A 23,855-nucleotide genomic window follows, 5' to 3' on the forward strand; every position below is an offset into this window, starting at 1 on the left:
ATTATTGATTTTCGAAAATTAAATCGAGCGCGCTGTCATAGTCTGCAGCAAAGAAAAATTGAAATGCCGTGACTTTTGAGGTGAGGAATTGCTGAATTTCTTCCGTCGCACCCGCCACATAAATTTTAGATACTTGATGTTGCTGCGCCAGGCCAAGTAACTCGATCGTCTTTTCTAAAGTTTGATCATGCCCAATAATCAGCGCACCAACCGTACCCTGTGGCTGCTTATATAATTGCATACGGGTGATATTGCTGTTTTTAAGTGCGTCTGACATATGTATTCCATACAAAGAAAGGATAAAAAAAGATCAAAACCTATAGAAATCCAGCTAAATCATGCTGTTTATCAAGTTCAGTAGATTCCGCTTGGTTTCAGTCCTGCAAGTTAAGATCATTAGAATTATAAGCTCAATATATACAAATATACTTTTCAAATCCAATCGCTTAGACGATTCCCTCCAAAAAGCACCTTAACTCTCGAATCATATCAATATTCTGATTTAGATTTGATTGCATACTTCTGTTTAAACGATGCACCAAGATGTTTCTTTTTCAACAGTTTAAGCATTTTGAGAATTCATTAGACATAGCCATACGCATCAATATTATTTTGTTACTTTTAAATTAATAATTTATTTTCAATATCTTAATAAAACAATATGCCGTTTATCTGCTTTAAAATGTCTACTCAAAACATTTGAGCATGCGTTTTGCATCTACTTAATTGCCAAAAGCAAAATATTCAGGCTAAAACAAAAAGAGGTGCATTATGTTTATTAAAGAACACATCATCCGTATTGAAAATATGAAGACACTGCAAGCGCTTGATGCTGCAAATATCGACCATCAGGTGATTGCAATGTTTATGACCTGCGAAGGGATTCCACTCAAAGCCTTTGAGGTCAGTTCATTACTTAATTCATATAGTGCATTAGGCACTAAAAAAGTCGCGTCTAAAAAAGTGCAAGCTTTAATACAAGCCAAACAAGTTGGAGAGGAGGACGAATCGATCCCATGCCCAGCCGCCTATTAATAATCCATTCTGACTAAAAGCTGCATCATAACTATGCAGCTTTTTTTATTTGTCGACCTATCGCCTGAGCTGCCGCAACTGAAATTGCAAACCCGTCTTTAAACAGAGATGTGTATAATCAATTTAATCTTTCAATAAACGCTGGCAACATGTTCAATATTCTACGCAAACAAATGGATGAAAGTACGCAATGCCCGTTGTGTCGTGCATCTATGTATTGGGTAGATGCTGAAAAATTAGATGAGCAAGAATTTAATTTTTATCAGTGTAGCCACTGTCATCATCAAATATTTCCAGAACAGCAATACAACTGTCATTGTGAAAACTGTCAGGCTGCGCGAAAAAAACTACTGAAAGAAACCCGCTTACAAGAACATCGAAAACTCAAAAATAAAGATATCGTTGAACGTGAATTAAGTGAACTGAGTTTTTTACAGAAACTCTTTTTGCTGGCTTTATTGGATAATCACGTCCAAGAACATACGGCACATCAAGAATTTATCGACTGGGATGCTATTAAATATCACAACATCAGCCCAAATTATCTCTTCCAACAGTCGCTCAAAAAGCATCTCGTGCATGAGCAAATTTTGATTGTGAAAGATGATGCGCTACAAGCTGAACAGTATTATATCAATGTCCGTTTGGATGGATATTCAGAGCCCAGTCTTTTTAGCGTAGCGCAGCAACTCCGCCATTGGTTTTATGAAAATTTAGCCTTGGGTGTCCCGTTTAAAAGCGCTGACGAAGTGAAAGAATGTTTGTATCTCCTACTGTTTCAAGAAATTGTGCAATTTATGCAGTTTTACTGTAAGACATGGGGTATTCAAATTGCAGGGAATAAAAGCTTTCAAGTGTTCTGTTATCGCCTACTCGACCATCTTGCGGTTGGGCAGATTTATTATATGATTCAGTCAGCACTCGAATACCTACATAAACAAAAAGCCCTGCAAGTGCGTAATGAAAATTTCATTAATACCAATCTGTTAAAAAAGACCTTACAGCAATACCGTGAACGTGGCTTACAGGAAAAATGGGAAACCTTTACCCTCCCTCGTCCGCCACAACTCCCCTTTAGTAAAATGAGTGAAATTTTACTCTTTAACTTTTTAGGACTCGATGAAAGTATCTTTGTGCAACCGATACGCCATGCTTGGAAAAAAATCGAACCTCGATTAAATTTTTATTCCACAAAGCGCTGCATGTACTGTGGTTCACAAGAGCTCTCTGTCGATTATGATGCCGCAGATTATGTGACCCTGTTCTGCCGTAATTGTAAACATCAAGACCATTACTTCACCCGCTAAGGGAGAAACCGATGAATCAATCTGAAAATTTTGAAACGACCATGAACAGTGAATTGACTGACTTAAATAGCCCGCTTTTGCAAAGCGTCATTAATGCGTGGATTGAACTTCAATCCAAACAACCTTTGGTGCACATCATCACCAATGCAGTCGCGAGCAATTATGTGGCTAATGTCCTTTTGGCTGCAGGTGCTTCTCCTGCAATGATTGACAATCCCTTTGAAGCCGAAAGCTTTGCCTCGATTGCCAGTGCATTGAATATCAATTTAGGCACGCCAACGTCTGAACAAATGCAGGCCATGCAAATTGCCGCACAAACAGCACAAAATTTAAATAAACCTTGGGTGCTTGATCCTGTCGGTTATGGCCCCGTTTTGCCGTGGCGATCTGAAATGGTTGACCAATTACTCCAATACAAACCAAGCATTATTCGTGGCAATGCATCAGAAATCAGTGGTCTTGCAGGTAATCAAGGTGAATCCCGCGGTGTCGATAGCACACTAAATAGTGCCGAGATTTATTTAAATGCTGCGCCCTTATTAGAACACTGTGAATGTGTGGCAATTTCAGGCGAATCGGATTTCATCTTATCGAAAGAAATGAATGCGGTGATACAGATTAATGGTGGATCTTACTTACAACCCAAAGTGACGGCTTCTGGCTGCGCTTTAGGTGCATTAACAGCGGCGTATTGCGCCGTAAGTGAATCGCTAACTGCTGGAACGGTCGCAGCACATTTGCACTTTGCGATTGCAGGTCAAAAAGCCTATGAACTTAGCTCAAGTGTCGGCAGTTTTAATGTTGCATTTTTAGATGAAATTTATACTCTCAATGAAGACGATTTCAATCAACTTGCCAACATGCAAATTTATGCACTATGAAGCTACGATAGCTTGAGAAAAAAACAGCTTGAGTAAAAGGCTCAAGCTGTTCAGGGTTTCATGCTGTTTTTGAATAATTAGAACGCGTCAAAAAGCTTACTGTGCCGTACTATCACTTGCAGCATTGGCATCAAACATTTCTGAATCTTCGATCGTTTCTGTTGGATTACTCAAAATCATGTCGAGGTCATAGTCACCCGCATAGACGATATTTTTGATTTTTGAACAGTCGCCATCACTCATTTCATAATTTAAGACTTTGGCTTCATCACCAATTTTAAACTCAGCACGAACAACGTTTTTATTTTCATCAAAACTCAGTTTAGGCTGAACGCCTTTTTTCGAATCTTGCTGCGGATCTTGGCTATCCGTGAAAATATCAAAATCTACATTACACGCTTGTTGCGACTGCTTACAGTTAATTTCTGCTTGCATACGTTCCGCTAACGATGGCTCAAAATAGGCAGCGAGTTGATCTTTACTCAAAGCATGTAATTTCAACTCTTGGTCATAAATTTGTTTGACCAATTTTTCAGGAGTAACACATTTCTGCGATTGCTCTTGTATTTTTTGCTCTGCAGGCTGACAAGCCGTTAAAAAGATTGCCGCACCAAAACCTAATAATCGATATATCGTCATTTGTCCCATAACACATCCATGTCCGTCATTAAACTGCTCGCCCAACTGCCAGATTCATACTTGCTTCAAAAATGGTTGAAACATTTAATTTACAAATACACATTAAACCCATGCCATCAAAATAATCTGGCACGTGCTGCATAAAAAATTGAACATGTTCATCAGATTTTTTCCGTAGCCGAACCAATTGCTCAGGCGTCACCTTCGGTAAATCACAACGATGAACAAAAATATCCTCAGCCCGATGCTGCACATCATGCTGACGGATTTTATAACTATTTAAAACATCCACATACTCGGTGGGCATCGGGACACCATGCCTTGGATAAAACTTAACAGAGCGCGAGGCAAATAATGTATATACCTTTGGTTGTGCCAATGTAGCCACAAACCACATCGGAATCGCTGGAAATCGAATCTGATGCTGCATCGCCACTTTAATCGCCGAGTTTAAGGTCAGGTTTTTCCGACGATAATCAACCAATACCCCTGCCCGTGAATTAAAAATAAAAATCGGCCGATTGTTATGCATAATTTTTAATATACGCACAATATTTTGCCCGATCAGTTTATCGTGCTCAAAATACTGAATGATTGGTAATGCAACAATATCGGGGTCATGCATGTATTGATAGAGTTGTTCAATCTTAGAAGTTGGGAAAATACATTGATCAAACTCCCAGAGCCGTTGAAACAACTCATGTTTTTCTTCAGTCGTGAGTTTGCAAAAATCAATGATATTCTCAGTGATCGCCATACCAACACCCATTTTCTTAATGGATTAACTTTGATGTTTTTTCAAAGTCCCTAGTTATAAAGTTTTCCGAAGCGGTATTTAAATGAAATAAAATTATTCATAGATCATCAATGATGATTAAAACCCCAAGTTAAAAATGAATCGCTATTTACCCTCTTGCTTTTTTAAAATCAACCCTATCAATATTTTTTACTTTTGAACCGCTTTAACCCTCTAAAAGCTCAAAAGTTGCAGCGTTTTTTGACTGTTACATCATGTAAATATAATACGTTTTAACATCGTGAATTGCAGCCCTCGTTATATAGGATTTCTTATACTTTCTAGTCATAAAAAAAGACAGCTTCGAAAAGCTGTCTTAGGGTCATTTTTAATATTTGAGCATTAGGCCTGGTAATAGATATCAACCGTTTTAATGCGGTTTTCATCCATTGCCGTGACTTTAAATTGAATGCCTTTAAAATCAACCACAGTACCGACTTCTACATTGCCGTGGGTCTGATCTAAAATAAGACCTGAAACACTGATATAACCATCATCTTCTTCGATCAAATCCAGCATTTCCAATTCAAGTTCTAACTGATACAGATCGAGCATGCCTGAAGCTTTCCAATGTTCATCATCGATTTTAATCAAATCAAGTTGTTCATCTGCATCAGGGAATTCACCAGCAATCGCTTCAAACACATCGAGTGGTGAAATCAGACCTTGTACCGCCCCAAACTCATCCGTAACCAATACCAAAGAGCCTTTAGAAGTCCGCAAGGTATTAATCGCATCAATCACCTTCATCTTTTGGAAAATAAAGATCGGACGATGACGTTTAATCAATGCTTTTAGATCATCTTCACTGTCTAGAACATCAATAAGTTCTTTCGCGCGGACAATACTAATCACTTTATCCAAGCTACCACGACACACAGGGAATAAACTGTGCGGCACAGAAAGGACTTGCTCACGAATTTGCTCAGGTGTGTCATTTAAATCCACCCAAGAAATTTGATTACGGGGAGTCATGATCGACGCAACTGAACGCTCTGCAAGCGTCAACACCCCCCCAATCATGTAACGCTCTTCGTCTGCAAAGGTTTCTTGCGCCTGATTACCGACTTGATCAGCTTCTAAGCGCCCACCCATCAGTTTTAAAATACTGTCTGCAGTACGATGGCGTAATGGAATTTTCGCTTCGTGTTTTTGAGCATTGCGTTGACTAAACTGGTTAAAGGCTTCGATGACAATCGCAACACCAATACCTGAGTAGATATAGCCTTTCGGAATATGGAAACCAAAACCTTCTGCTATCAAACTAATACCGATCAGTAATAAGAAGCTTAAACATAGGATCACGACGGTCGGATGTCGGTTTACAAAAGCCGTTAGCGGTTTAGATGCAAGTAACATCACTGCCATTGCCACAATCATTGCTGCCATCATGACATAAATGTTGTCGACCATACCGATCGCTGTAATGACAGAGTCTAAAGAGAAAACCGCATCTAAGACAACAATTTGCGCAACAACTGCTGTAAAGCTGGCATATGCCACTTTTGTTGTCACTTGAACTTCTGGTTTTCCTTCTAATTTCTCATGTAGCTCTGTGACTGCCTTATAAACTAAGAACAATCCACCGAACAATAATATGAGATCTCGACCAGAGAATGTCCAATCAAAAACGGTAATCAGGGGCTTTGTTAATGTGACCAACCAAGAGATTGCAAATAACAATCCTAATCGCATTAATAATGCGAGTGAAAGACCAAGTACGCGGGCTTTATCACGTTGTTCTGGAGGGAGTTTTTCTGCCAAAATGGCAATAAAGACTAGGTTATCAATCCCTAGTACAATTTCTAAAATAATTAATGTAAGTAAACCAACCCAGATTCCGGGATCTAACAAAAATTCCATTAGCTCTCTTCCTCATTCTGGATTGTAAGAATATCTTCAAGCAGACCAACGCACGGCGACGGATCCATAAATTTAACCTGTGTAACTAGAGACCATTCCATTATGCATAATCTTGCGCATTTGTAATGTATTCAAGCATATTTTTTCGCATCAACAATATGACAAAATGTTAAAAACGCTGAATGTATTACAAATCGAATGGGCGATATAAAATACACATCTAGATGTTAAAACCTACTTTTTGAGATCTCCTCTTCCACTTTAAAATAAGTATGAATTCACCTGACTTTTAATTAAATGTAATTAAATACGTTGTATGAGATTGTATGACAAATCTAATGAATTATTTATTTCTACCTTTTGGTAAAAAATATTAATATTCAATTCAAATTAAAAACTTATTTATTTTCACTACACTATCTCTATACCTAACCTTATTTTTAATTTCTGTTAAGCATTTAGACAGAATATCAATATAATCTATTTAGATAATCTAAAAATGAGATATCCTCTACTTTCTATTTTTTTATTGTGAACTCTTGCTATTACCCTCTATTTTTCAATAGAATGTTAAAACATTAAATAAAATTAAAACAAATATTCAGGGGACTCCTTTATGACAAAAAAGTATTCAAAATTTTTACCATCCACCGATGACTTTAGTTTAGAAAATTTTCCTTTCTACTGGGTTACTCAGGTGCATTCACAATATGTTTTAAACGTCGACCATGCATTGAAAAAGTATGGCGTTGATAATTCACGTCGTCGTATCCTGCTCGCACTCAAGTCTAAACCACATGCTAGCGTTTCAGATTTATCTGAAATGGTCGTATCTAAAATGTCGACCACAACCAAGATCGTTTATCGCTTAAAAGATGAAGGCTTGGTAGATACTTATTCTTGTGAAGATGATGCACGTATTACCCGGGTTGTATTAACTGATAAAGGCACTGCAATGACACAGAAGATTAACGATCTAACGAATGTCGTTCTAGAGCAATCTTTTGAGGGCTTAACACCCCTACAAATTGAAAAAACCATGGAAAGCTTAAAGCACATCTTTAAAAACTTAGCTCGATAAGCATTTGCATCACCGAAATATCAATCGAAAAAGTTCAGTTGGGGACTGATTTTTTCGATTTTTATTTTGGGTGCGTGTGCACATTCAAACTCATCAACAGGAAAACCTTGTACAAAACTTTGGATGTTGGGTGATTTCCAACTTAGCCATTCCTCTAATCGCGCATGCGGAATCACAATGACCGAGCGCTTTACATTGCCCGGCTCATGAAAGTGTTTCATCATCTCATGCTGAATAGCATCCATCGTAATCATGGTACTTGAACGTACAATCTCATCACCTTGCCGACAAATGTCATATAAGGCAGCAATATAAAACGCTTCTCCATCTCTGCGTTTGACACTCCAACGCTGCGGCTTATTATCGATATACATTGACTCATAAAATTCAGACACGGGTATCACGCCAAACTTACATTTTGAAATCGCATTAATAAACGTAGGCTTTTGATACAAAGTTTCATTTCGTGCATTATAGGTTTTAAGTGCAATTGATTTGTCTTCGGCCCATTTAGGCACCATGCCAAAATTCACTTTTCGCCACTCTAGCCCTTGTTCAGACTTAAAGAGTAGCGGCAAATCATAATTTGGATAGACTTCCTCAGGATATTCAAAGCTGATTTCAGGCAAGTTTTGAGACTTTAATTGCGATAAGGTAATCGGTTTGAAATTAGTACACATATTTGCCATAATCCGCAAAAAATCAATCTTTATAATAAATGAAAAATCTAGACCGAAGTCGCTTTATCGTCTTAATTCTAAGTATGTGCCTGTATCCAACCGCACATGCCGCAAAAGTCTCTGTACATACCGTTTCATTTCTACCTTTTAGTCTGGACGCGCTCTATCTCAACGAATATCCATTTAAACAAGACCTAATCAATTAGACTGAGATTCCGGCAGGCAAGTACCACATTCAATATAAGCATTTTCGCAATCAGCAAATGATCAGTACACATCATTGGGTTACGGTTAAAAATCTTCCCAACACCCAAGAACAACAATTTTCATTGGTCATCTTGTCTGATGGTGAAGTAATCAATGTCTCTGATTTTAAAATTACATCTCCAGAGATGTTTCCTGAAATCCGTTTTGCAAAACGTACTCAAAATAGTTATCGCTTGATGCAAAATCAGCAAAGACAAAAAGATCAGTTTGGCGTGATTCTTCCTGACGCAGATGAAGCCCATACCACGGAATTGGAAGATCAATTTGGCTGGTTTACGGTTAACGCAGATGAAGGGCGTGTCAGGACTAATTGTACAGGCACGTTTAAAATCAATCCTCAAGATGCGCTCCCCTATTTCACTACTGCAAATTCAGCTATTCAGTTTAATTATCAACAAGGAAACAAAATACATAACGCATATTTAGCGTTTAGTGATAACAATCCGCTTATTCCAATCGAAGATCGAACAATTCATGAGGCAACGGATTACAAAAATAGCTTGAAGTTTGATGTGTATATTAACCATATCCAAAAAATGAAAACCGAGAGTATTTCTTCTAATTATTCAATCTACAATTACAAGGTTCAGGTCAAGCTGTATATGACGGCCTTGCAGCGTAAACCTATGCTGTTGATGAATCAGCAAATGCACTATCAGGATAATTGTTCAAGCCAAGATATTGGCTCTTTTCTGTATTACAAAACAGGTTGGAGTTGTTTTTGGGACTATATACTTCCTGATATTTCATGGAAATAAACTAGAAATCTCCTGCATAACAGAACCTGCAGTGAAGTCTATTGCACAAGATAAAATAGACTTCAATTTGTGTATTTTAAGCAGGGAACGTTTGCCAATGGGTGCGGGTAAATTCCTCAAATATCCACTCACCATTAAAGCGACCAAGGCCTGAATTCCGTTCACCGCCAAAGGGTGCATTAGAATGATCCGCCACACTGATGCCATTGATATGCGTCATGCCTATATCGAGTTTGGCCGCAAACTCTCCGCCGCGTGCTAAATTTGAGGTACATACCGCACTCGATAAACCAAATCGGGTTGAATTCGCCAATTCAAGTGCATGCGCTTCATCTCGCGCTTTTAAAATCGGCAAGATTGGCCCAAAGCTTTCTTCTAATGCTATATCAGTATGTGCATCCACATGGGTGAAAATATGCGGTGCAACCAATTGACCTTCAATACCACCTGCGTAGGCTAAAATTGCATCTTGCTGAATAGCATTTTGAATAATGGTTTTTATTTTATCGACCTGCGCCTTATTGATGATAGGCCCTATCAGGGTTTCGGCATCATTCGGATCACCAACCACAATGCTTTTTACCCGTTTAATTAATTTTTCAACATAAGCATCGTGCAAGGATTCATCCACAATCACTCGATTGGTACTCATGCAGATTTGCCCTTGATGCAAAAACCGCCCCATCACGGTCAGTTCAACGGCTAAATTTAAATCTGCATCATCTAAAATCACTAAAGGCGCATTACCGCCAAGTTCCAGCGCTAAACGCTTAATCCGTGAACTTCCTAGTGCTTTCACCCCGACCTGCTGACCCACTTCAGTTGAACCTGTAAATGAAATCAATTTAGGTACAGGATGCTCTACAAAATAGTCGCCAATTTCACTGCCGCTGCCTGCAACAATATTTAATACGCCATGCGGCAAACCCGCTTCTTCAAATAATTTCCCGAGTAACGTTCCACCTGTCACTGGCGTGTCACTTGCAGGCTTCAGCACCACACTATTGCCGCAGGCAATCGCAGTCACCACAGAACGCATCGACAAATGAAATGGAAAATTCCAAGGGCTAATCACCGCAATGACACCCAAGGGTTTGCGCAAGACAAAACTCTTTCGACTCGGATCTTTACTCTCCAACTGCGTGGTTTGCATTTTTTCAGGAAAACTCAGCGATTCTTGGATAATGCCGAGCGCCGCATCAACTTCAATATTGGCTTTTAAACGTGTACTCCCAGATTCATCTATCAGCCATTGAATAATTTCTTCTCTGCGCTGCTGAATGGTTTGAGCTAATTTATTGATAACTTGCTGACGTATTTCAATGGGCTTGGTCATTTCTGATTTGAATGCAGCTTCTGCCGCACTATAAGCACTGTCTACATCGACACTGCTGGCAGCCTGCAATTCAAAAATTTCTGCTTGACTAAAGGGATTGATATTCTTGATGTGACGCGTTGAAGTCCCTGCTCGCCATTGCCCACCAATATATTGCAAATCTAATGCTGTATATGCTGACATCGCTTCCATCCTATTTTTATCATTCATCCCAATGTAAAGGCTTCAGCATTGAAAAGCTATGAGAAAAACAGGATAAAACTTTATAATTAATTTCTTTTACAACCTTATACTTTAAACAGGCTGATGAATCTGCCGCATCGCTTTATAGATTCGCCAATAAATATAACAGCTAATGATGACTTCAAAACTTAGATCTTTAACTGTGGTGAGTTGCTCAAGCGCAGCCTCCTCCATGTTTAGGGTCAACATGGGTAACAGCCCTTCGACAACAACAGCGATCAAGATAAAGAGGACTAAACTCTGAATCGTTACGGGCAAATACAATGCAATAAAGCGCTTTAAAAAATCTCGGCCTTGCTCGCCGCCATTGGCTTTAAATATGGCATTCACCCAGCTAATCAGCAGACCAACTTGTAAAACAAACGAAGCCCAAGCTTCTGTAGGTTTGGATTCTGGGTTAAGGTCAGCGCTAAATAACTAAAGAAAATCAATATTGAGCTGGCAATATAATAGTTTTTATAATGGCTTTCAGAGACTTTATTCAGTCTTATATCATCCACTAACCGATTTACATTCCATAAATACATGGAGTTTCCTTTTCATTTTTTATGTCGACATTCTAACTTTCTCAAGCAATAAAAAAAGCCTCCGAAGAGGCTTTTTTTGATTTACAGATTAGTCACCTGTATAACCTTTTAATTTTAAACGGTAAGCATGTAATAGAGGCTCTGTATAACCAGAAGGCTGCTCGCCACCTTTGAATACTAAATCATAAGCAGCTTTGTATGCATAACCATCAAAGCTTGGTGCCATTGGTGTGTAAAGTGGATCGTTGGCATTTTGCTCATCCACAACTTTCGCCATGCGCTTAAATACTTCTTCAACTTGCTCAGCAGTTACGATACCGTGACGTAACCAGTTTGCAACGTGTTGAGAAGAAATACGTAAAGTTGCACGGTCTTCCATCAAACCAACGTTGTTGATATCTAGTACTTTTGAACAACCTACACCCAAATCAACCCAACGAACAACATAACCCAAGATACCTTGAAGGTTGTTTTCGAGTTCTTTGGTTTTCTCTTCTTCAGACCAGTTTGTATCTGTCGCTAAAGGCGGCGTTAACAAGTCATCTAAAGATAGCGGCTGAGTATTCAACAACTCTTTTTGACGCTCAGAAACATTGCACTGATGGTAATGGATCGCGTGAATTACAGCGCCAGATGGAGACGGAACCCATGCACAGCTTGCGCCAGCTTCTGGATGCTCAATTTTAGTTTTGTACATATCAAGCAACATATCTGGTTTTGGCCACATGCCTTTACCGATTTGCGCTTTACCACGTAAGCCGGCTTGTAGACCGATCATCACGTTACGGTTTTCATATGCAGGGAACCAGATTTGAGACTTCACTTCGCCTTTACGAACGAATGGACCTGCTTCCATGAAAGTATGGATTTCATCACCCGTACGGTCCATGAAACCTGTATTAATAAAGATCGTACGATCTTTCGCTTGCGCGATACAGTTTTTCAAGTTCACAGAAGTACGACGTTCTTCGTCCATGATACCGATTTTCAAAGTCTTCGCAGGTAGACCAAGCGCTTGTTCAGCACGCTCAAATAATTCAACTGCAAATGCAACTTCTTCTGGACCGTGCATTTTTGGCTTAACGATATACATGGAACCTTTACGAGAGTTCTTGTTTTCGTTTTCACCTTTAATATCTGCAAACGTCAATAACGGTGTGATCAATGCATCCATGATGCCTTCGTAGATTTCAGCACCATCTACAAGGATCGCAGGGTTTGTCATCAAATGACCTACGTTACGAAGCAACATCAATGAACGACCGTGAAGCGTAGTTTCACCACCGATTAAATTTTTGTGCGTACGATCTTTATTTAATGTACGCGTGATGGTCTTACCATTTTTCTCGATTGACTCAGAAAGCGTACCTTTCATTAAGCCTAACCAGTTACGGTAGCCTTCAACTTTCTCTTCAGCATCAACTGCTGCAATTGAGTCTTCTAAGTCTTGAATTGTGGTTACCGCAGCTTCAAGAACTAAGTCTTTAACACCCGCAGCATCAGTTGAACCAATTGGGCTCGTCGCATCAATTTCAATGATTACATGCAAACCATTGTTTAAGAGTACGATTTCGGTTGGCGCAGCTTCGTCACCATTAAAACCAACAAACTGAGCTTCTTTCGCTAAAGTTGCAGTTGAGCCATCTTTTAGGCTTACAACTAACTTTTTGCCTTCTACAGCATATTTAGTTGCATCTGCATGCGAACCACTAGCTAGCGGGAAAGTTTCATTTAAGAAGTTTTTAGCAAATTCGATAACTTTTGCGCCACGAGCAGGGTTATAGCCCTTACCTTTTTCCGCGCCGTCTTCTTCAGAGATCACGTCAAAACCGTAAAGAGCATCGTAGAGTGAACCCCAACGTGCGTTCGCAGCGTTTAAGCAGTAACGTGCATTACGTACAGGCACTACTAATTGCGCACCAGCCAATAATGCGATTTCTTCGTCTACATTTTCTGTGCTGATTTGGAAATCTTCTACTTCTGGTAATAAGTAGCCAATTTCAGTAAGGAAAGCTTTGTAAGCTTCGAGTTCAAATTTGTTGTTGCGGTGCCATTCATCAATTTTCGCTTGAATGTCGTCACGCTTAGCCAATAGTGCTTTGTTCTTTGGGCTAAGATCGACAACGACTTGTTCAAAGTTTTTCCAGTAAGTTTCACTGTCTAAACCTGAACCCGGTAGTGCTTCATTTTCGATGAAATCGTAAAGTTCTTTAGCAATCGCTAACTTGCCTTTTTGAATACGTGCAGTCATTGTCTTTCCTGATATTGCTATTTTTTATAACAAGAGATTCTAGTATACCCATTTATACTTTGCTGAATAGTACTATCACATTCCTAAATAATGATCATTTTCTATGTAATGAAATACCCTCATCATTCAACATAATAAAGATCAGAAATACGACGTCATCATCAGCCTGAATACCTTTTTACAGTGTATAAAGTTTTTGAAATGTCGAAATTAGACTTAAGTGCAGAATTTTGTTCTAAAACTGAACAAATAGACCCAAGCGTCAAACAAACTCACTCGATTAAGCCATGAAATGCTGCCAATGTCGATGCTACAACTTCAACCAATCAGTTTAAATTTAACGCTTTTATCGATGAATTATTAAACAACCCTTCTTCTTATTAAATGATGCTTTTATCTTCCGACCTCGCTTTTAAAGTCGATTGTTCGATCTATACTTTTTCTTATCTATGCATGTAATCTAAAACTAAATATCAAAAAAAAGAACGCCATCAAGACGTTCTTTTTTCATTCCAACAGAAACGCTTAATTTTCTGCTGTAGATTCTGGTGCATTGATTTGACGGTGAGATGTATGTAGATAATCATCAGATTGCATTTCCAATAAGCGCGAACGTGTACGCTCAATTTCAAATGCCAATTTTTCACCTTGATATAATTCAATAATCGTATCTTCTGAAGTAAGCAACAACTTCACACCACGGTCATAAAATTCATCGACCAAATAGATAAAACGACGTGTCCCTTCAGACAAATAATCCGTCATGTGCGGCACATTACTTACCAAGACTGTATTATAAATATTGGCAATTTCAATAAAGTCCGCTGGACTACGTGGTTTTAGGCAAAGCTCAGAATATTCACACCACAGCACATCTTCCGTATGACCAATGGTTTCTACAATACGCTGATTAATAATAATTGGCTCTTGTGAAACCGTTTGGGTTTGCGTTAATGCTGTAAAACGCTGTGCCATCCACAACTTATGTTCATGTGTTAAAGGCGACTTAAACAACTGTGCTTGTTTCAATACACGTAAACGATAGTCTACGCCTGAGTCTACATTTAAAATCACACAGTTCTTTTTTACCATTTCGATGGTTGGGATAAAACGGTCACGGTGGATCCCGTTTTTATATAAACCATCTGGTGCGATGTTAGATGTTGCAACAAGGGTGATCCCACGCGTAAATAATTTTTGGAATAGATCACTCAAAATCATTGCATCCGTGACATTGGATACAAAGAATTCATCAAAGCAGATCACGACTGCTTCTTTATAAATTTGGTCGGCAACAAGGTCTAGTGGATTACGCTGACCTGAAAGCTTATTTAATTCACGGTGTACGTACTGCATAAAGTGATGGAAATGCATACGAGTTTTGCGTCGAAATGGCACAGAATCATAAAACTGATCCATCAGCCACGTTTTACCACGTCCTACACCGCCCCACATATACACCCCTTTCGGTGCAGTTTGACGACGGAAACGACGAAACGCTTTTTTAGAAGCCTTAAAACGTTGGATTAATTCTTGCCAAACTCGATCCAACTCATGCACCGCTTGCGCCTGTTCCTGATCTGGTAAAAACTGACCAGATGCTAAGGCTTGAGCATAACGCTCAGCCGGTGAAATCGGAGTAAATGCGGTGTTGTGTGGTGACTGAAAATCTGACATATCATTAAATACTTTTTTGGGCTAAATGAATTATAACGAAGAATAAACTCGAAGATATAACACTTTGGCAGTAAAGCGCATTGGCTATTTATTATATTGTCTCGGACTATGCCCAAACCAACGTTTAAACGCATGATTAAACGCCGCAGGTTCTGAATAGCCCAGCAATTCTGCAATCATTTCAATTGAATATTCATTATATTCAATCATACGGAGTGCTTTATCTTTAATAATATCTTCACGAATTTGCTTATAACTGGTATTTAACTGTTGCAGTTGATGACGCAAAGTTCTTTCAGGCAAGTTCAACGCTTGAGCAGTTGCTGCCATACTTGGCATCACACCACTTTGTAATTCCAAATAATCTTGCACACGTTGAACCAATGATGGCGCATCTTCATCGGCGCTTAAACGTTCTAACTCCGCAATACATTTCGACTCATATAATCGAAAAGTGATAATATCTGCGGAAGGGATCCGAATATCTAAAACATCTTCATCAAACCAAAATGCCGCAAATGGCGCACCAAATCGAACTTGTGAGCCATAATAATCAGTAAACATTTTTAATTTTTCAGGATCTTTGGGTTCAGCAAACGGCAAATCAATTTGAACTTGTGGCGTAGATAGACCCATCATTTTGTACAGATCACGGATGAATTTATAAGTTCCTGAAATCTCTGACTGCGCCAATAATGCACCCAGTGGCGCATACACATCTTGCGGTTGATAGCACAAAGCCACTTTATGCTGACTGATTTGCAAACTCAAACGCCCAGTTAGATGTGTCAACTGTTGAAAGCGAATCCCCTGATTTAAAGCTTGGCGTAAAGTATCACTGGTGACCAATAACATCAGCAACGGGCCATAACCCGCCAACGTATAATGCTGACCAATAAATAACCCTTGCTCAGGTTCTACATCTTTACCAATGACTTTCAGTACATCCCACTCTAAACTCGGATGAATCACTGAAGTAGGATCGAGCGCATCGACACGTAGCCCAATGGTTTGCAAACGTTGATCGACATCTACGCCTGCTTTACGCATTCCTTGTACTAAATACATCAGGCTTAGAATAGATCGTTTCATAAATCGTAAAATGACATTAAATTTCTTCTTTTTTACTACAAATTTGCAATTATGAACATTGCCGTTTCGATCAATTTTTCTGTCACCTCAATCATATTGTTCTGGTTATGAACTCAAGTATGCTTAGCTTGTAATCTCGCTTGGAATTAAAAAAATGATGCAGGAAGCGCAAACAAAAACAGTGCAAACCCCAAACGCCAATTCTGAAATACATACACAAATCGCCATCATCGGCGGTGGTTTTGGTGGTATTGCTATGGCGATACGACTTTTACAACAAGGCAATCAAGATTTTCTGATCCTCGAAAAAGCCAATGATTTTGGTGGAACCTGGCGTGAAAACCGCTACCCTGGCGCTGCCTGCGATGTGCAATCACATATGTATTCACTTTCTTTTGCACCCAAAACAGATTGGTCAAAGCGTTACGCCGAAGCGCCGGAAATATTTGACTATATCCAACACGTCACCCGTGAATATAATTTAAAACAATTCTGTCGCTTTAACAGTGAAGTGCTTTCAAGCCAATACAATGAATCAACCTGTGACTGGCATTTAGAACTCAAAGATGGCTTTAAAATTACCGCTCAATATGTGATTTTTGCATCAGGCCCTTTACATGTCCCACAAATTCCACATATTCAAGGCATTGAAAAATTTAAGGGTAAAGTGTTCCATTCTTCTCAATGGGATCATCAATATTCATTAGCAGGTAAAAAGGTCGCATCGATTGGTACAGGCGGCAGTGCCATCCAATACATTCCTGAAATCGCACCACAAACAAAGCAACTGTATGTTTTTCAGCGTACCGCGGCTTGGGTCATTCCACGAGATGAGCGTAGTTATCATGGTTTAGAAAAATTACTATTTAAAAAATATGATTGGTTTCGAAAAATTCACCGTGCTCGCCTGTATTGGACCAACGAATCACGTGTCGTGCCAATTGTTAAGCCGACCACCATGAAGTATGCGCAAAAACTGGCAGAACTGTATATTAAGTATCAAGTGAAAGATGCTGAACTTGCCAAGAAACTAACGCCAAACTACATCATGGGTTGTAAACGCATTTTAATTTCTAATAAATACTTTCCAACCTTTATTCGACCTAATGTGGAATTGGTCAGTGATGCAATACAAGAAATCACTGAAAATGCCATTATTACCAAAGATGGAAAATCCCGTGAAATCGATTGTCTGATCTATGGCACAGGCTTTATTACCGATCCAAGAATTTATTTAAAATCATTTGAATGTATTGGTGAAAATGCTCAAGAACTCAAACAAGTGTGGCAGGCTGGCGCAGAAAGCTTTTATGGCATTTGCACCAAAGGCTTTCCAAACCTGTTCCAATTATTAGGCCCCAATACTGTGCTTGCCCATAATTCAGTGGTATTTATGATTGAGGCACAAGTCGATTACATCTTACAAATGATGCAATTGGTTTCAAAATCTAATGTTCAAGCCATCGCTGTTAAAGATCAGGTTCAAGATCAATTTAACACTCATGTACAAGACATGCTTGATGGTACGGTATGGCAATCAGGCTGCGTGAGTTGGTATCAGCAAAATGGCGGTAAAAATTTTGCACTGTGGCCAACTTATACATGGAAATATTGGCTGGCTACTCGAAAAATAAATCCAGCCGATTTTCGACTCCTCAGTAAAACAAAATCTAGTCATGCAGCTTAAGCAATAACAGGTCATAATAGGCAGGTATTCATTATCTGCCTATTTTTGTATGCAATCTTTCTGGTTGATTTTCCAGCTCTTAGCCTGTTTAGGGCTTGGTTTTATTCTTGCACGTCGCCTACCCACTTGGCTTGAAAAAATCGCCTTTAAACTCCTGCCGTACTTTACTTATATTTTGTTATTTGCGATTGCGATCGAATTTTCTGAAACATTACACACTATTCCAGCACCTCTGCAAATCCTCTCTTCATCAGTAGTTATTGCACTATTGACCTCAATGGGTGCTTTTATTTGCTGCTATATTTTGTTTAAGCTTTTAGGCTACAAACCTAGTCATGGCAAAGTGTCCATGCAGTTAGTGACAAGCTCACTCATCAATATTAGCTATGCTTTTATTGCATTAGGTTTAGGTTATGCTTTTGCCGAAATTGCAGCACATTTTAGTCTTCAGCCACATATGAGTACTTGGGATCTACTTTTAGCCTTCATGTTTCTGATTGGTCTAGATCTCGCCTACTCACCACTCGATCATTCTTGGTTAAATTGGAAAATTCTACTTGTTCCTCTGGGCTGTATCGTCGGTTCACTTTTGGGCGCTTTTGCTGCAGCCTATCTATTGCCACAAATCAGCCTGAAAGATTTGATTATGCTGTCACAAGGCTATGGTTTCTATTCGATGACAGGCATCGTCGTGACTGAATTAAAAAATGCGCATCTAGGCAGTATCGCGCTGATGAATGATTTATTCAGAGAAATCTTTGCGATTGTGTTTATGTATATTATTGGCTGGCGTTACCCACGCTCTGCAATTTCATCTGCGGGTGCAACAGCTATGGATGTCACCTTACCTATGGTCAAACAAGCCTGTGGTAATGATTTTATTCCACATGCCATGGTCAGCGGCTTTATCCTTTCTGTCCTTGCACCTATATTGGTGAGTATATTGGCGGTGCTTTAACGATTTTAATCTCCCTAAACCCCTCTTTAAAAAAGAGGGACTTTCTCCTCCCTTTTTCAAAGGGAGGTCGGGTGGGATTCTTACAAAGTCGCCAAAATATCTTTTAAAGTCTGACGCATATTATCCGATTTAGTAATTGGACGGCCAATCACCAAATGTGTAGAACCATCAAGCATGGCTTGTTTAGGTGTCACAATTCGTTTTTGATCATCCGCTGCAGAACCCTTAGGACGGATACCCGGTGTTACCAATGCAAAGTCAGCACCCAAAGTTTCACGTAACATTTTCGCTTCTTGTGCCGAACAAACTACACCATCCAAACCACTTTCTTTCGTTAAAGTCGCAAGACGCTTCACATGTTCAAAAGGTTCCACATCTAAGCCTAATTCCGCAAGATCTTCACGACCCATTGATGTCAAAACCGTAACAGCAATTAGCTGAGTATTGTAATTGCCCGCCTTCAGGCGCTCTACACAGGTTTCCATCATTTTACGGCCACCTGATGCATGGACATTGACCATCCACACCCCCATATCCGCAGCTGCACAAACTGCTTGTGCTGTGGTGTTTGGAATATCATGGAATTTAAGATCTAGAAATACTTCAAAACCTTTATCGTGCAATGCTTTAACGATACTTGAACCCTCATGGGTAAATAACTCTTTACCAACCTTAACTCGACATAATGCAGGATCTAACTGCTCTGCAATTGTAAGTGCGTCATATTGGCTTTTAGCATCTAGTGCAACGATGATACTCAAGAGACTTACCCTTCATTTTGACAAAATTAGTGCATTATAGATGGATTCAACTTGATCAGAAAGTCATAAAACTCATGTTAATTGAAATGATTAATTTGAATTTAGCTATCTCATTATTTTATTTAAGATATATGGCTTATTTTTTCAGCCCATAAAAAAACACCCCGATGATCCACCAGAGTGTTTAATATAAAATTTAACTATACTCATAAAAGTAGTTAATTTACTTCATAAACCCAATTATAACGGGTTAGAAGGACGCTCATTTGCATCAATATCTAAAACTGTTTTTTCATGACGTGTATGTGCAGCCGCTTCAGCAGCAGCCAGTTGAGCAGTTTGAATTTGCTCTTTACGTAGGCGCTCAATATCTTTACGTAGACGTTTAATTTCCCAGTTATTTTGAAATACTCGGAATACTTGCACTGCCAATAAAAGACCTAAAACCAAACCTAATGACAATGTTAATAGCAATAAAAGCCCTAAACGCATTGCAGGCACTTGTGTAAACAACAAATCGACTGAAAGTTCAGTTCCGTTTTGCAGCACCAAAGCCAATGAGTATCCAAATAGGACTAATAGAATGACGACCAATACGTAACGCATAAACACCCCTAACTATGTTTTAAATTAGTTTGCAGATTCGTTTACCGCATCACGTAAAGCTTTACCAGGTTTAAAGTGCGGTACAGCTTTTGCTGCAACTTCAACTGATTTGCCGGTTTTTGGGTTACGACCCACACGTGGTTCACGGTGATGTAATGCAAAACTACCAAAACCACGGATTTCAATTCGGTTGTCTGTAGACAAAGCTTCGATCATTTGATCGATCATTATCTTAACGGCTTCTTCCACTAAGGGTTCAGCTAAGTGTGGGTTTTTAAGAGAAATACGCTCTATTAAGTCAGACTTATTAAGTGCTTCAGTAGTCATCTGCGACCTCTTTAATTATCAAGCTACCTAGGATCAGTTTCCTGATAATAACCTGTTTAAATACAAAACGGTAGCGTAATAATCACTTACTACGCTACCGTTACAGTAATTGTGTAAAATATATTAATTAATTTACATTAACAATACAATTCAAACACTTACTTAGTGGTTCATTTGAGCTTTGATCAAATCACCAATAGTCTTAGGACCATTGTCTGAAGTTGCTGTAGCTGTCTTGTTCAAGTTAGCTACTGCTTCTTTTTCTTCAGCTTCGTCTTTCGCTTTGATAGACAAGTTGATAGAACGTGATTTGCGGTCTACGTTGATGATTTTAGCTTCAACTTCTTGACCAACTTCAAGGAACTTAGTTGCATCTTCAACGCGGTCGCGGTTGATTTCAGATGCTTTAAGAGTCGCTTCAACTTCGTCAGCTAACTTAACAGTAGCGCCTTTAGCGTCAACTGCAGTTACAGTACCTTTAACAAGCGCACCGCGTTCGTTAGCAGCTAAGAAATCGTTGAACGGATCGCTGTTCATTTGTTTGATGCCAAGGCTGATACGGTTGCCTTCAGCGTCTACTGAAAGGATAACCGCTTCAACTGTGTCACCTTTCTTGTAACGACGGATAGCTTCTTCGCCTTGTTCGTTCCAAGAAATGTCAGACAAGTGAACTAGACCATCGATACCGCCTGGTAAACCGATGAAGATACCGAAGTCAGTGATTGACTTGATAGTACCTGAAACTTTTTCACCTTTGTCGTGTTCTTTAGCAAACTCTTCCCATGGGTTAGCACGAGTTTGTTTGATACCAAGAGAAATACGACGACGCTCTTCATCAACTTCAAGAACCATAACGTCAACTTCGTCACCGATCTGAACAACTTTAGATGGGTGGATGTTTTTGTTAGTATGGTCCATTTCTGAAACGTGTACTAAGCCTTCAACGCCTTCAGCGATTTCAGCGAAGCAACCGTAGTCAGTTAAGTTAGTTACACGAGCTTTAACGATAGAACCTTTAGGGTAACGGTTCATGATCGCTAACCATGGATCTTCGCCTAATTGTTTAAGGCCTAAAGATACGCGGTTACGTTCGCGGTCGAATTTAAGTACTTTAACAGTAACTTCTTGACCAACTTCAACAACTTCTGAAGGATGCTTGATACGTTTCCAAGCCATGTCAGTGATGTGAAGAAGACCATCAATACCACCAAGGTCAACGAACGCGCCGTAGTCAGTAAGATTTTTGATAGTACCAGTAACTGTTTGACCTTCTTCAAGCTGAGCAAGAAGAGCTTCACGGTCAGCTGAAGATTCAGCTTCCATAACAGCACGACGAGATACAACAACGTTGTTACGTTTAGCATCAAGTTTGATTACTTTAAATTCTAACTCTTTACCTTCTAAGTGAGTAGTATCACGAATAGGACGAGTATCAACTAAAGAACCTGGAAGGAACGCACGAACTGGACCGATGTCAACAGTGAAACCGCCTTTAACCTTACCAGAGATAACACCAGTAACGATTTCGCCGTCTTCAAAGATTTTTTCAAGTTTAGTCCAAGTTTCAGCACGTTTAGCTTTTTCACGTGATAAAACTGTTTGACCCATACCGTTGTCAAGAGCTTCAACAACTACATCAACAGTGTCGCCAACTTGAACTTCAAGTTCACGTTGTTCATTTAAGAATTCAGCGCGGTCAACAATACCTTCTGATTTAAGGCCAGTGTCAACTGTTACCCAGTCAGAGTCGATGCTTACTACAACGCCTTGGATGACTGCACCCTTTTCAACGTTGAGGTTTAATTCGCTTTCTTCAAAGAGGGCTGCAAAAGATTCGGTCATGATATACCTAGTAAAGTCAGCGGTCTTGGATCAGACAAGGCCGGTTTAATTAAGCGTCTACATAGTCCGTATAAGACTGATCAAGCTATGCTTCTGCTGAAAATTCTTTAGTTTGCTAATTGCTGATCGATGTAATTCGTCATCAGCGTGAATACTTCATCAATACTCAAAGTTGAACTATCAATGAAGTAAGCATCTGGCGCAGGCTTGAGTGGAGCGACTGCGCGTTCCATATCTCGCTTATCACGCGCTTCGATATTAGCTAAAATGTCGTTTATTTTAACATCCACGCCCATAGCCTGCAACTGATTTACACGGCGCTCCGCACGGGACTGAGCAGAAGCCGTTAAATAAATCTTGGCTTGAGCATTTGGAAAAATCGTAGTTGCCATATCACGGCCGTCTGCAACCAAACCAGGTGCTTGAGCAAAGGCATGCTGACGTTCTAAAAGCGCAGTTCTAAGTGCAGGAATTGCAGCAACTTTTGAAGCAAACTCTCCAACTCTCTCAGTACGGATAACTTTTGAGACATCTTCACCATCTAAAAGCACCGAAACACCTGCTTCATTTGTCACAAATTGTATGTCTAAATTTGTTGCAATTTTTACGCATTCATCGAGCTTTGAGTCTAATGCATCAATTAAGTCTTGCTTATGCAATGACAATCCCAACAGACGATATAACGCACCTGAGTCGAGTAAGTGGAACTGATAATGTGCCGCAATTTTTGCTGCCAATGTTCCTTTACCTGAGCCACTTGGGCCATCAATTGTAATGATTTGAACTGTCATTGCTCTTCCACTTTTGTTTATACGGTTTTTGCAAGTTTTGAAAAACCAATTTTAATCGCTGACTTCAGTTGCGCAAGGATTAATTGACTAACGAATGGCGCACGCGCCTGTAATTCAATCGTATAAGTGACTAAAGTACGCCCGGCATCGATCGCTTCGAATTGAATCACGCCCAAATGATGTTTCACCAGTGGGTTTTTAATAATCTTATATTCAATGCGTTGGTTTGGCTCAAGCAAGGTAATTTGCTCTTGTAACGGCTTCACTGGCCCAAAGCCCATACGACGTACAGAACCTACACCATCAGGACGTTCAGGATCTGCTGAATCTTTAACACGCACCACTTGAATCGGCGCAAAAGCCACGTTGTAGGTCGAATGTTTTGAAAGTAAGTCAAAAACTTGCTCGACCGGTGCATTAAATTCTTTTTTTACTTGAATGGATTTCATG

General features: G+C 39.5%; 23 protein-coding genes. 7 read left to right on the top strand and 16 right to left on the bottom strand.

Going from position 1 to position 23,855, the window contains the following annotated elements:
• Position 1: 1 nt before the first annotated feature.
• Entirely contained in the window at positions 2-277 is a 276-nt protein-coding gene (locus M5F03_RS03410; protein WP_249706623.1) for a hypothetical protein, read from the bottom strand.
• A 494-nt stretch (positions 278-771) separates the two neighbouring features.
• Between M5F03_RS03410 and M5F03_RS03415 the strand changes: the two genes are divergently transcribed.
• The 3 genes from M5F03_RS03415 (at position 772) to thiM (ending at position 3,223) form a co-directional block, all read left to right on the top strand.
• Complete coding sequence (locus M5F03_RS03415; protein WP_111885040.1) at positions 772-1,035, top strand: hypothetical protein; 264 nt, start codon at positions 772-774, stop codon at positions 1,033-1,035.
• Positions 1,036-1,184: 149 nt separating this feature from the next.
• Positions 1,185-2,342: a hypothetical protein gene (locus tag M5F03_RS03420; protein WP_249706625.1), complete on the top strand. Its 1,158-nt coding sequence runs from the start codon at positions 1,185-1,187 to the stop codon at positions 2,340-2,342.
• A gap of 11 nt (positions 2,343-2,353) precedes the next feature.
• Positions 2,354-3,223: a hydroxyethylthiazole kinase gene (gene thiM, locus M5F03_RS03425; protein ID WP_372491116.1), complete on the top strand. Its 870-nt coding sequence runs from the start codon at positions 2,354-2,356 to the stop codon at positions 3,221-3,223.
• A gap of 96 nt (positions 3,224-3,319) precedes the next feature.
• Here the strand turns inward: thiM and M5F03_RS03430 are convergent, their stop codons facing one another.
• The 3 genes from M5F03_RS03430 to M5F03_RS03440 all read right to left on the bottom strand — a co-directional run bounded on the left by M5F03_RS03430 (position 3,320) and on the right by M5F03_RS03440 (position 6,521).
• On the bottom strand, positions 3,320-3,871 hold the full coding sequence (locus M5F03_RS03430) for a hypothetical protein (protein ID WP_249706627.1): 552 nt from the start codon (positions 3,869-3,871) through the stop codon (positions 3,320-3,322).
• A gap of 19 nt (positions 3,872-3,890) precedes the next feature.
• Positions 3,891-4,619: a hypothetical protein gene (locus M5F03_RS03435; RefSeq protein ID WP_180084230.1), complete on the bottom strand. Its 729-nt coding sequence runs from the start codon at positions 4,617-4,619 to the stop codon at positions 3,891-3,893.
• A gap of 381 nt (positions 4,620-5,000) precedes the next feature.
• A complete protein-coding gene (locus M5F03_RS03440; protein WP_180155344.1) occupies positions 5,001-6,521 on the bottom strand; it encodes a TerC family protein in 1,521 nt (506 codons plus the stop codon).
• Positions 6,522-7,137: 616 nt separating this feature from the next.
• Between M5F03_RS03440 and M5F03_RS03445 the strand changes: the two genes are divergently transcribed.
• Positions 7,138-7,602 (top strand): MarR family winged helix-turn-helix transcriptional regulator, encoded by a 465-nt coding sequence (locus M5F03_RS03445; RefSeq protein WP_078193646.1) that lies wholly within the window; start codon positions 7,138-7,140, stop codon positions 7,600-7,602.
• A 20-nt stretch (positions 7,603-7,622) separates the two neighbouring features.
• Here the strand turns inward: M5F03_RS03445 and M5F03_RS03450 are convergent, their stop codons facing one another.
• On the bottom strand, positions 7,623-8,282 hold the full coding sequence (locus tag M5F03_RS03450) for an SOS response-associated peptidase family protein (RefSeq protein WP_249706629.1): 660 nt from the start codon (positions 8,280-8,282) through the stop codon (positions 7,623-7,625).
• A 263-nt stretch (positions 8,283-8,545) separates the two neighbouring features.
• Between M5F03_RS03450 and M5F03_RS03455 the strand changes: the two genes are divergently transcribed.
• Entirely contained in the window at positions 8,546-9,307 is a 762-nt protein-coding gene (locus M5F03_RS03455; RefSeq protein WP_249706632.1) for a hypothetical protein, read from the top strand.
• A 76-nt stretch (positions 9,308-9,383) separates the two neighbouring features.
• On the opposite strand, the gene M5F03_RS03460 is transcribed toward M5F03_RS03455, so the two are convergent.
• The 5 genes from M5F03_RS03460 to M5F03_RS03480 all read right to left on the bottom strand — a co-directional run bounded on the left by M5F03_RS03460 (position 9,384) and on the right by M5F03_RS03480 (position 16,433).
• A complete protein-coding gene (locus M5F03_RS03460) occupies positions 9,384-10,826 on the bottom strand; it encodes an aldehyde dehydrogenase family protein (protein ID WP_249706640.1) in 1,443 nt (480 codons plus the stop codon).
• Between the two features lie 111 nt (positions 10,827-10,937).
• Complete coding sequence (locus tag M5F03_RS03465; protein ID WP_249706642.1) at positions 10,938-11,216, bottom strand: hypothetical protein; 279 nt, start codon at positions 11,214-11,216, stop codon at positions 10,938-10,940.
• 285 nt (positions 11,217-11,501) lie between these two features.
• On the bottom strand, positions 11,502-13,664 hold the full coding sequence (locus tag M5F03_RS03470) for a malate synthase G (protein ID WP_180132997.1): 2,163 nt from the start codon (positions 13,662-13,664) through the stop codon (positions 11,502-11,504).
• Positions 13,665-14,189: 525 nt separating this feature from the next.
• Positions 14,190-15,341: a cell division protein ZapE gene (gene zapE, locus M5F03_RS03475; RefSeq protein WP_111885050.1), complete on the bottom strand. Its 1,152-nt coding sequence runs from the start codon at positions 15,339-15,341 to the stop codon at positions 14,190-14,192.
• Positions 15,342-15,425: 84 nt separating this feature from the next.
• Positions 15,426-16,433, bottom strand: a complete 1,008-nt coding sequence (locus M5F03_RS03480) for an AraC family transcriptional regulator (RefSeq protein WP_249706652.1) — start codon at positions 16,431-16,433, stop codon at positions 15,426-15,428.
• A gap of 157 nt (positions 16,434-16,590) precedes the next feature.
• On the opposite strand from M5F03_RS03480, the gene M5F03_RS03485 reads away from it, so the two are divergent.
• Together M5F03_RS03485 and M5F03_RS03490 are read left to right on the top strand one after the other, a co-directional pair.
• Positions 16,591-18,120 (top strand): flavin-containing monooxygenase, encoded by a 1,530-nt coding sequence (locus M5F03_RS03485; protein WP_249706812.1) that lies wholly within the window; start codon positions 16,591-16,593, stop codon positions 18,118-18,120.
• A gap of 49 nt (positions 18,121-18,169) precedes the next feature.
• Entirely contained in the window at positions 18,170-19,078 is a 909-nt protein-coding gene (locus tag M5F03_RS03490; protein WP_249706653.1) for a LysO family transporter, read from the top strand.
• Between the two features lie 80 nt (positions 19,079-19,158).
• On the opposite strand, the gene pyrF is transcribed toward M5F03_RS03490, so the two are convergent.
• The 6 genes from pyrF to M5F03_RS03520 form a co-directional block, all read right to left on the bottom strand.
• Positions 19,159-19,839, bottom strand: a complete 681-nt coding sequence (pyrF, locus tag M5F03_RS03495) for an orotidine-5'-phosphate decarboxylase (protein ID WP_180171544.1) — start codon at positions 19,837-19,839, stop codon at positions 19,159-19,161.
• A gap of 240 nt (positions 19,840-20,079) precedes the next feature.
• On the bottom strand, positions 20,080-20,445 hold the full coding sequence (locus M5F03_RS03500; RefSeq protein ID WP_180023907.1) for a lipopolysaccharide assembly protein LapA domain-containing protein: 366 nt from the start codon (positions 20,443-20,445) through the stop codon (positions 20,080-20,082).
• Between the two features lie 24 nt (positions 20,446-20,469).
• Positions 20,470-20,772, bottom strand: coding sequence for an integration host factor subunit beta (locus tag M5F03_RS03505; RefSeq protein WP_067767464.1), 303 nt, complete (start codon positions 20,770-20,772; stop codon positions 20,470-20,472).
• A gap of 162 nt (positions 20,773-20,934) precedes the next feature.
• Entirely contained in the window at positions 20,935-22,614 is a 1,680-nt protein-coding gene (rpsA, locus tag M5F03_RS03510) for a 30S ribosomal protein S1 (protein WP_078193655.1), read from the bottom strand.
• 107 nt (positions 22,615-22,721) lie between these two features.
• Positions 22,722-23,405: a (d)CMP kinase gene (gene cmk, locus M5F03_RS03515; protein WP_078193656.1), complete on the bottom strand. Its 684-nt coding sequence runs from the start codon at positions 23,403-23,405 to the stop codon at positions 22,722-22,724.
• A 17-nt stretch (positions 23,406-23,422) separates the two neighbouring features.
• Positions 23,423-23,854: an SRPBCC family protein gene (locus M5F03_RS03520; protein WP_249706655.1), complete on the bottom strand. Its 432-nt coding sequence runs from the start codon at positions 23,852-23,854 to the stop codon at positions 23,423-23,425.
• Between the last annotated feature and the right edge of the window lies 1 nt (position 23,855).

The organism is Acinetobacter amyesii (assembly GCF_023499985.1).
Lineage (GTDB): Bacteria > Pseudomonadota > Gammaproteobacteria > Pseudomonadales > Moraxellaceae > Acinetobacter > Acinetobacter amyesii.

Excerpts from the sequence above, each read along its gene's own strand:
- M5F03_RS03410 (WP_249706623.1), bottom strand. The coding sequence starts at position 277 with ATGTCAGACGCACTTAAAAACAGCAATATCACCCGTATGCAATTATAT.
- M5F03_RS03415 (WP_111885040.1), top strand. The coding sequence starts at position 772 with ATGTTTATTAAAGAACACATCATCCGTATTGAAAATATGAAGACACTG.
- M5F03_RS03420 (WP_249706625.1), top strand. The coding sequence starts at position 1,185 with ATGTTCAATATTCTACGCAAACAAATGGATGAAAGTACGCAATGCCCG.
- thiM (WP_372491116.1), top strand. The coding sequence starts at position 2,354 with ATGAATCAATCTGAAAATTTTGAAACGACCATGAACAGTGAATTGACT.
- M5F03_RS03430 (WP_249706627.1), bottom strand. The coding sequence starts at position 3,871 with ATGGGACAAATGACGATATATCGATTATTAGGTTTTGGTGCGGCAATC.
- M5F03_RS03435 (WP_180084230.1), bottom strand. The coding sequence starts at position 4,619 with ATGGCGATCACTGAGAATATCATTGATTTTTGCAAACTCACGACTGAA.
- M5F03_RS03440 (WP_180155344.1), bottom strand. The coding sequence starts at position 6,521 with ATGGAATTTTTGTTAGATCCCGGAATCTGGGTTGGTTTACTTACATTA.
- M5F03_RS03445 (WP_078193646.1), top strand. The coding sequence starts at position 7,138 with ATGACAAAAAAGTATTCAAAATTTTTACCATCCACCGATGACTTTAGT.
- M5F03_RS03450 (WP_249706629.1), bottom strand. The coding sequence starts at position 8,282 with ATGTGTACTAATTTCAAACCGATTACCTTATCGCAATTAAAGTCTCAA.
- M5F03_RS03455 (WP_249706632.1), top strand. The coding sequence starts at position 8,546 with ATGATCAGTACACATCATTGGGTTACGGTTAAAAATCTTCCCAACACC.
- M5F03_RS03460 (WP_249706640.1), bottom strand. The coding sequence starts at position 10,826 with ATGTCAGCATATACAGCATTAGATTTGCAATATATTGGTGGGCAATGG.
- M5F03_RS03470 (WP_180132997.1), bottom strand. The coding sequence starts at position 13,664 with ATGACTGCACGTATTCAAAAAGGCAAGTTAGCGATTGCTAAAGAACTT.
- zapE (WP_111885050.1), bottom strand. The coding sequence starts at position 15,341 with ATGTCAGATTTTCAGTCACCACACAACACCGCATTTACTCCGATTTCA.
- M5F03_RS03480 (WP_249706652.1), bottom strand. The coding sequence starts at position 16,433 with ATGAAACGATCTATTCTAAGCCTGATGTATTTAGTACAAGGAATGCGT.
- M5F03_RS03485 (WP_249706812.1), top strand. The coding sequence starts at position 16,591 with ATGCAGGAAGCGCAAACAAAAACAGTGCAAACCCCAAACGCCAATTCT.
- M5F03_RS03490 (WP_249706653.1), top strand. The coding sequence starts at position 18,170 with ATGCAATCTTTCTGGTTGATTTTCCAGCTCTTAGCCTGTTTAGGGCTT.
- M5F03_RS03500 (WP_180023907.1), bottom strand. The coding sequence starts at position 20,445 with ATGCGTTACGTATTGGTCGTCATTCTATTAGTCCTATTTGGATACTCA.
- M5F03_RS03505 (WP_067767464.1), bottom strand. The coding sequence starts at position 20,772 with ATGACTACTGAAGCACTTAATAAGTCTGACTTAATAGAGCGTATTTCT.
- rpsA (WP_078193655.1), bottom strand. The coding sequence starts at position 22,614 with ATGACCGAATCTTTTGCAGCCCTCTTTGAAGAAAGCGAATTAAACCTC.
- cmk (WP_078193656.1), bottom strand. The coding sequence starts at position 23,405 with ATGACAGTTCAAATCATTACAATTGATGGCCCAAGTGGCTCAGGTAAA.
- M5F03_RS03520 (WP_249706655.1), bottom strand. The coding sequence starts at position 23,854 with ATGAAATCCATTCAAGTAAAAAAAGAATTTAATGCACCGGTCGAGCAA.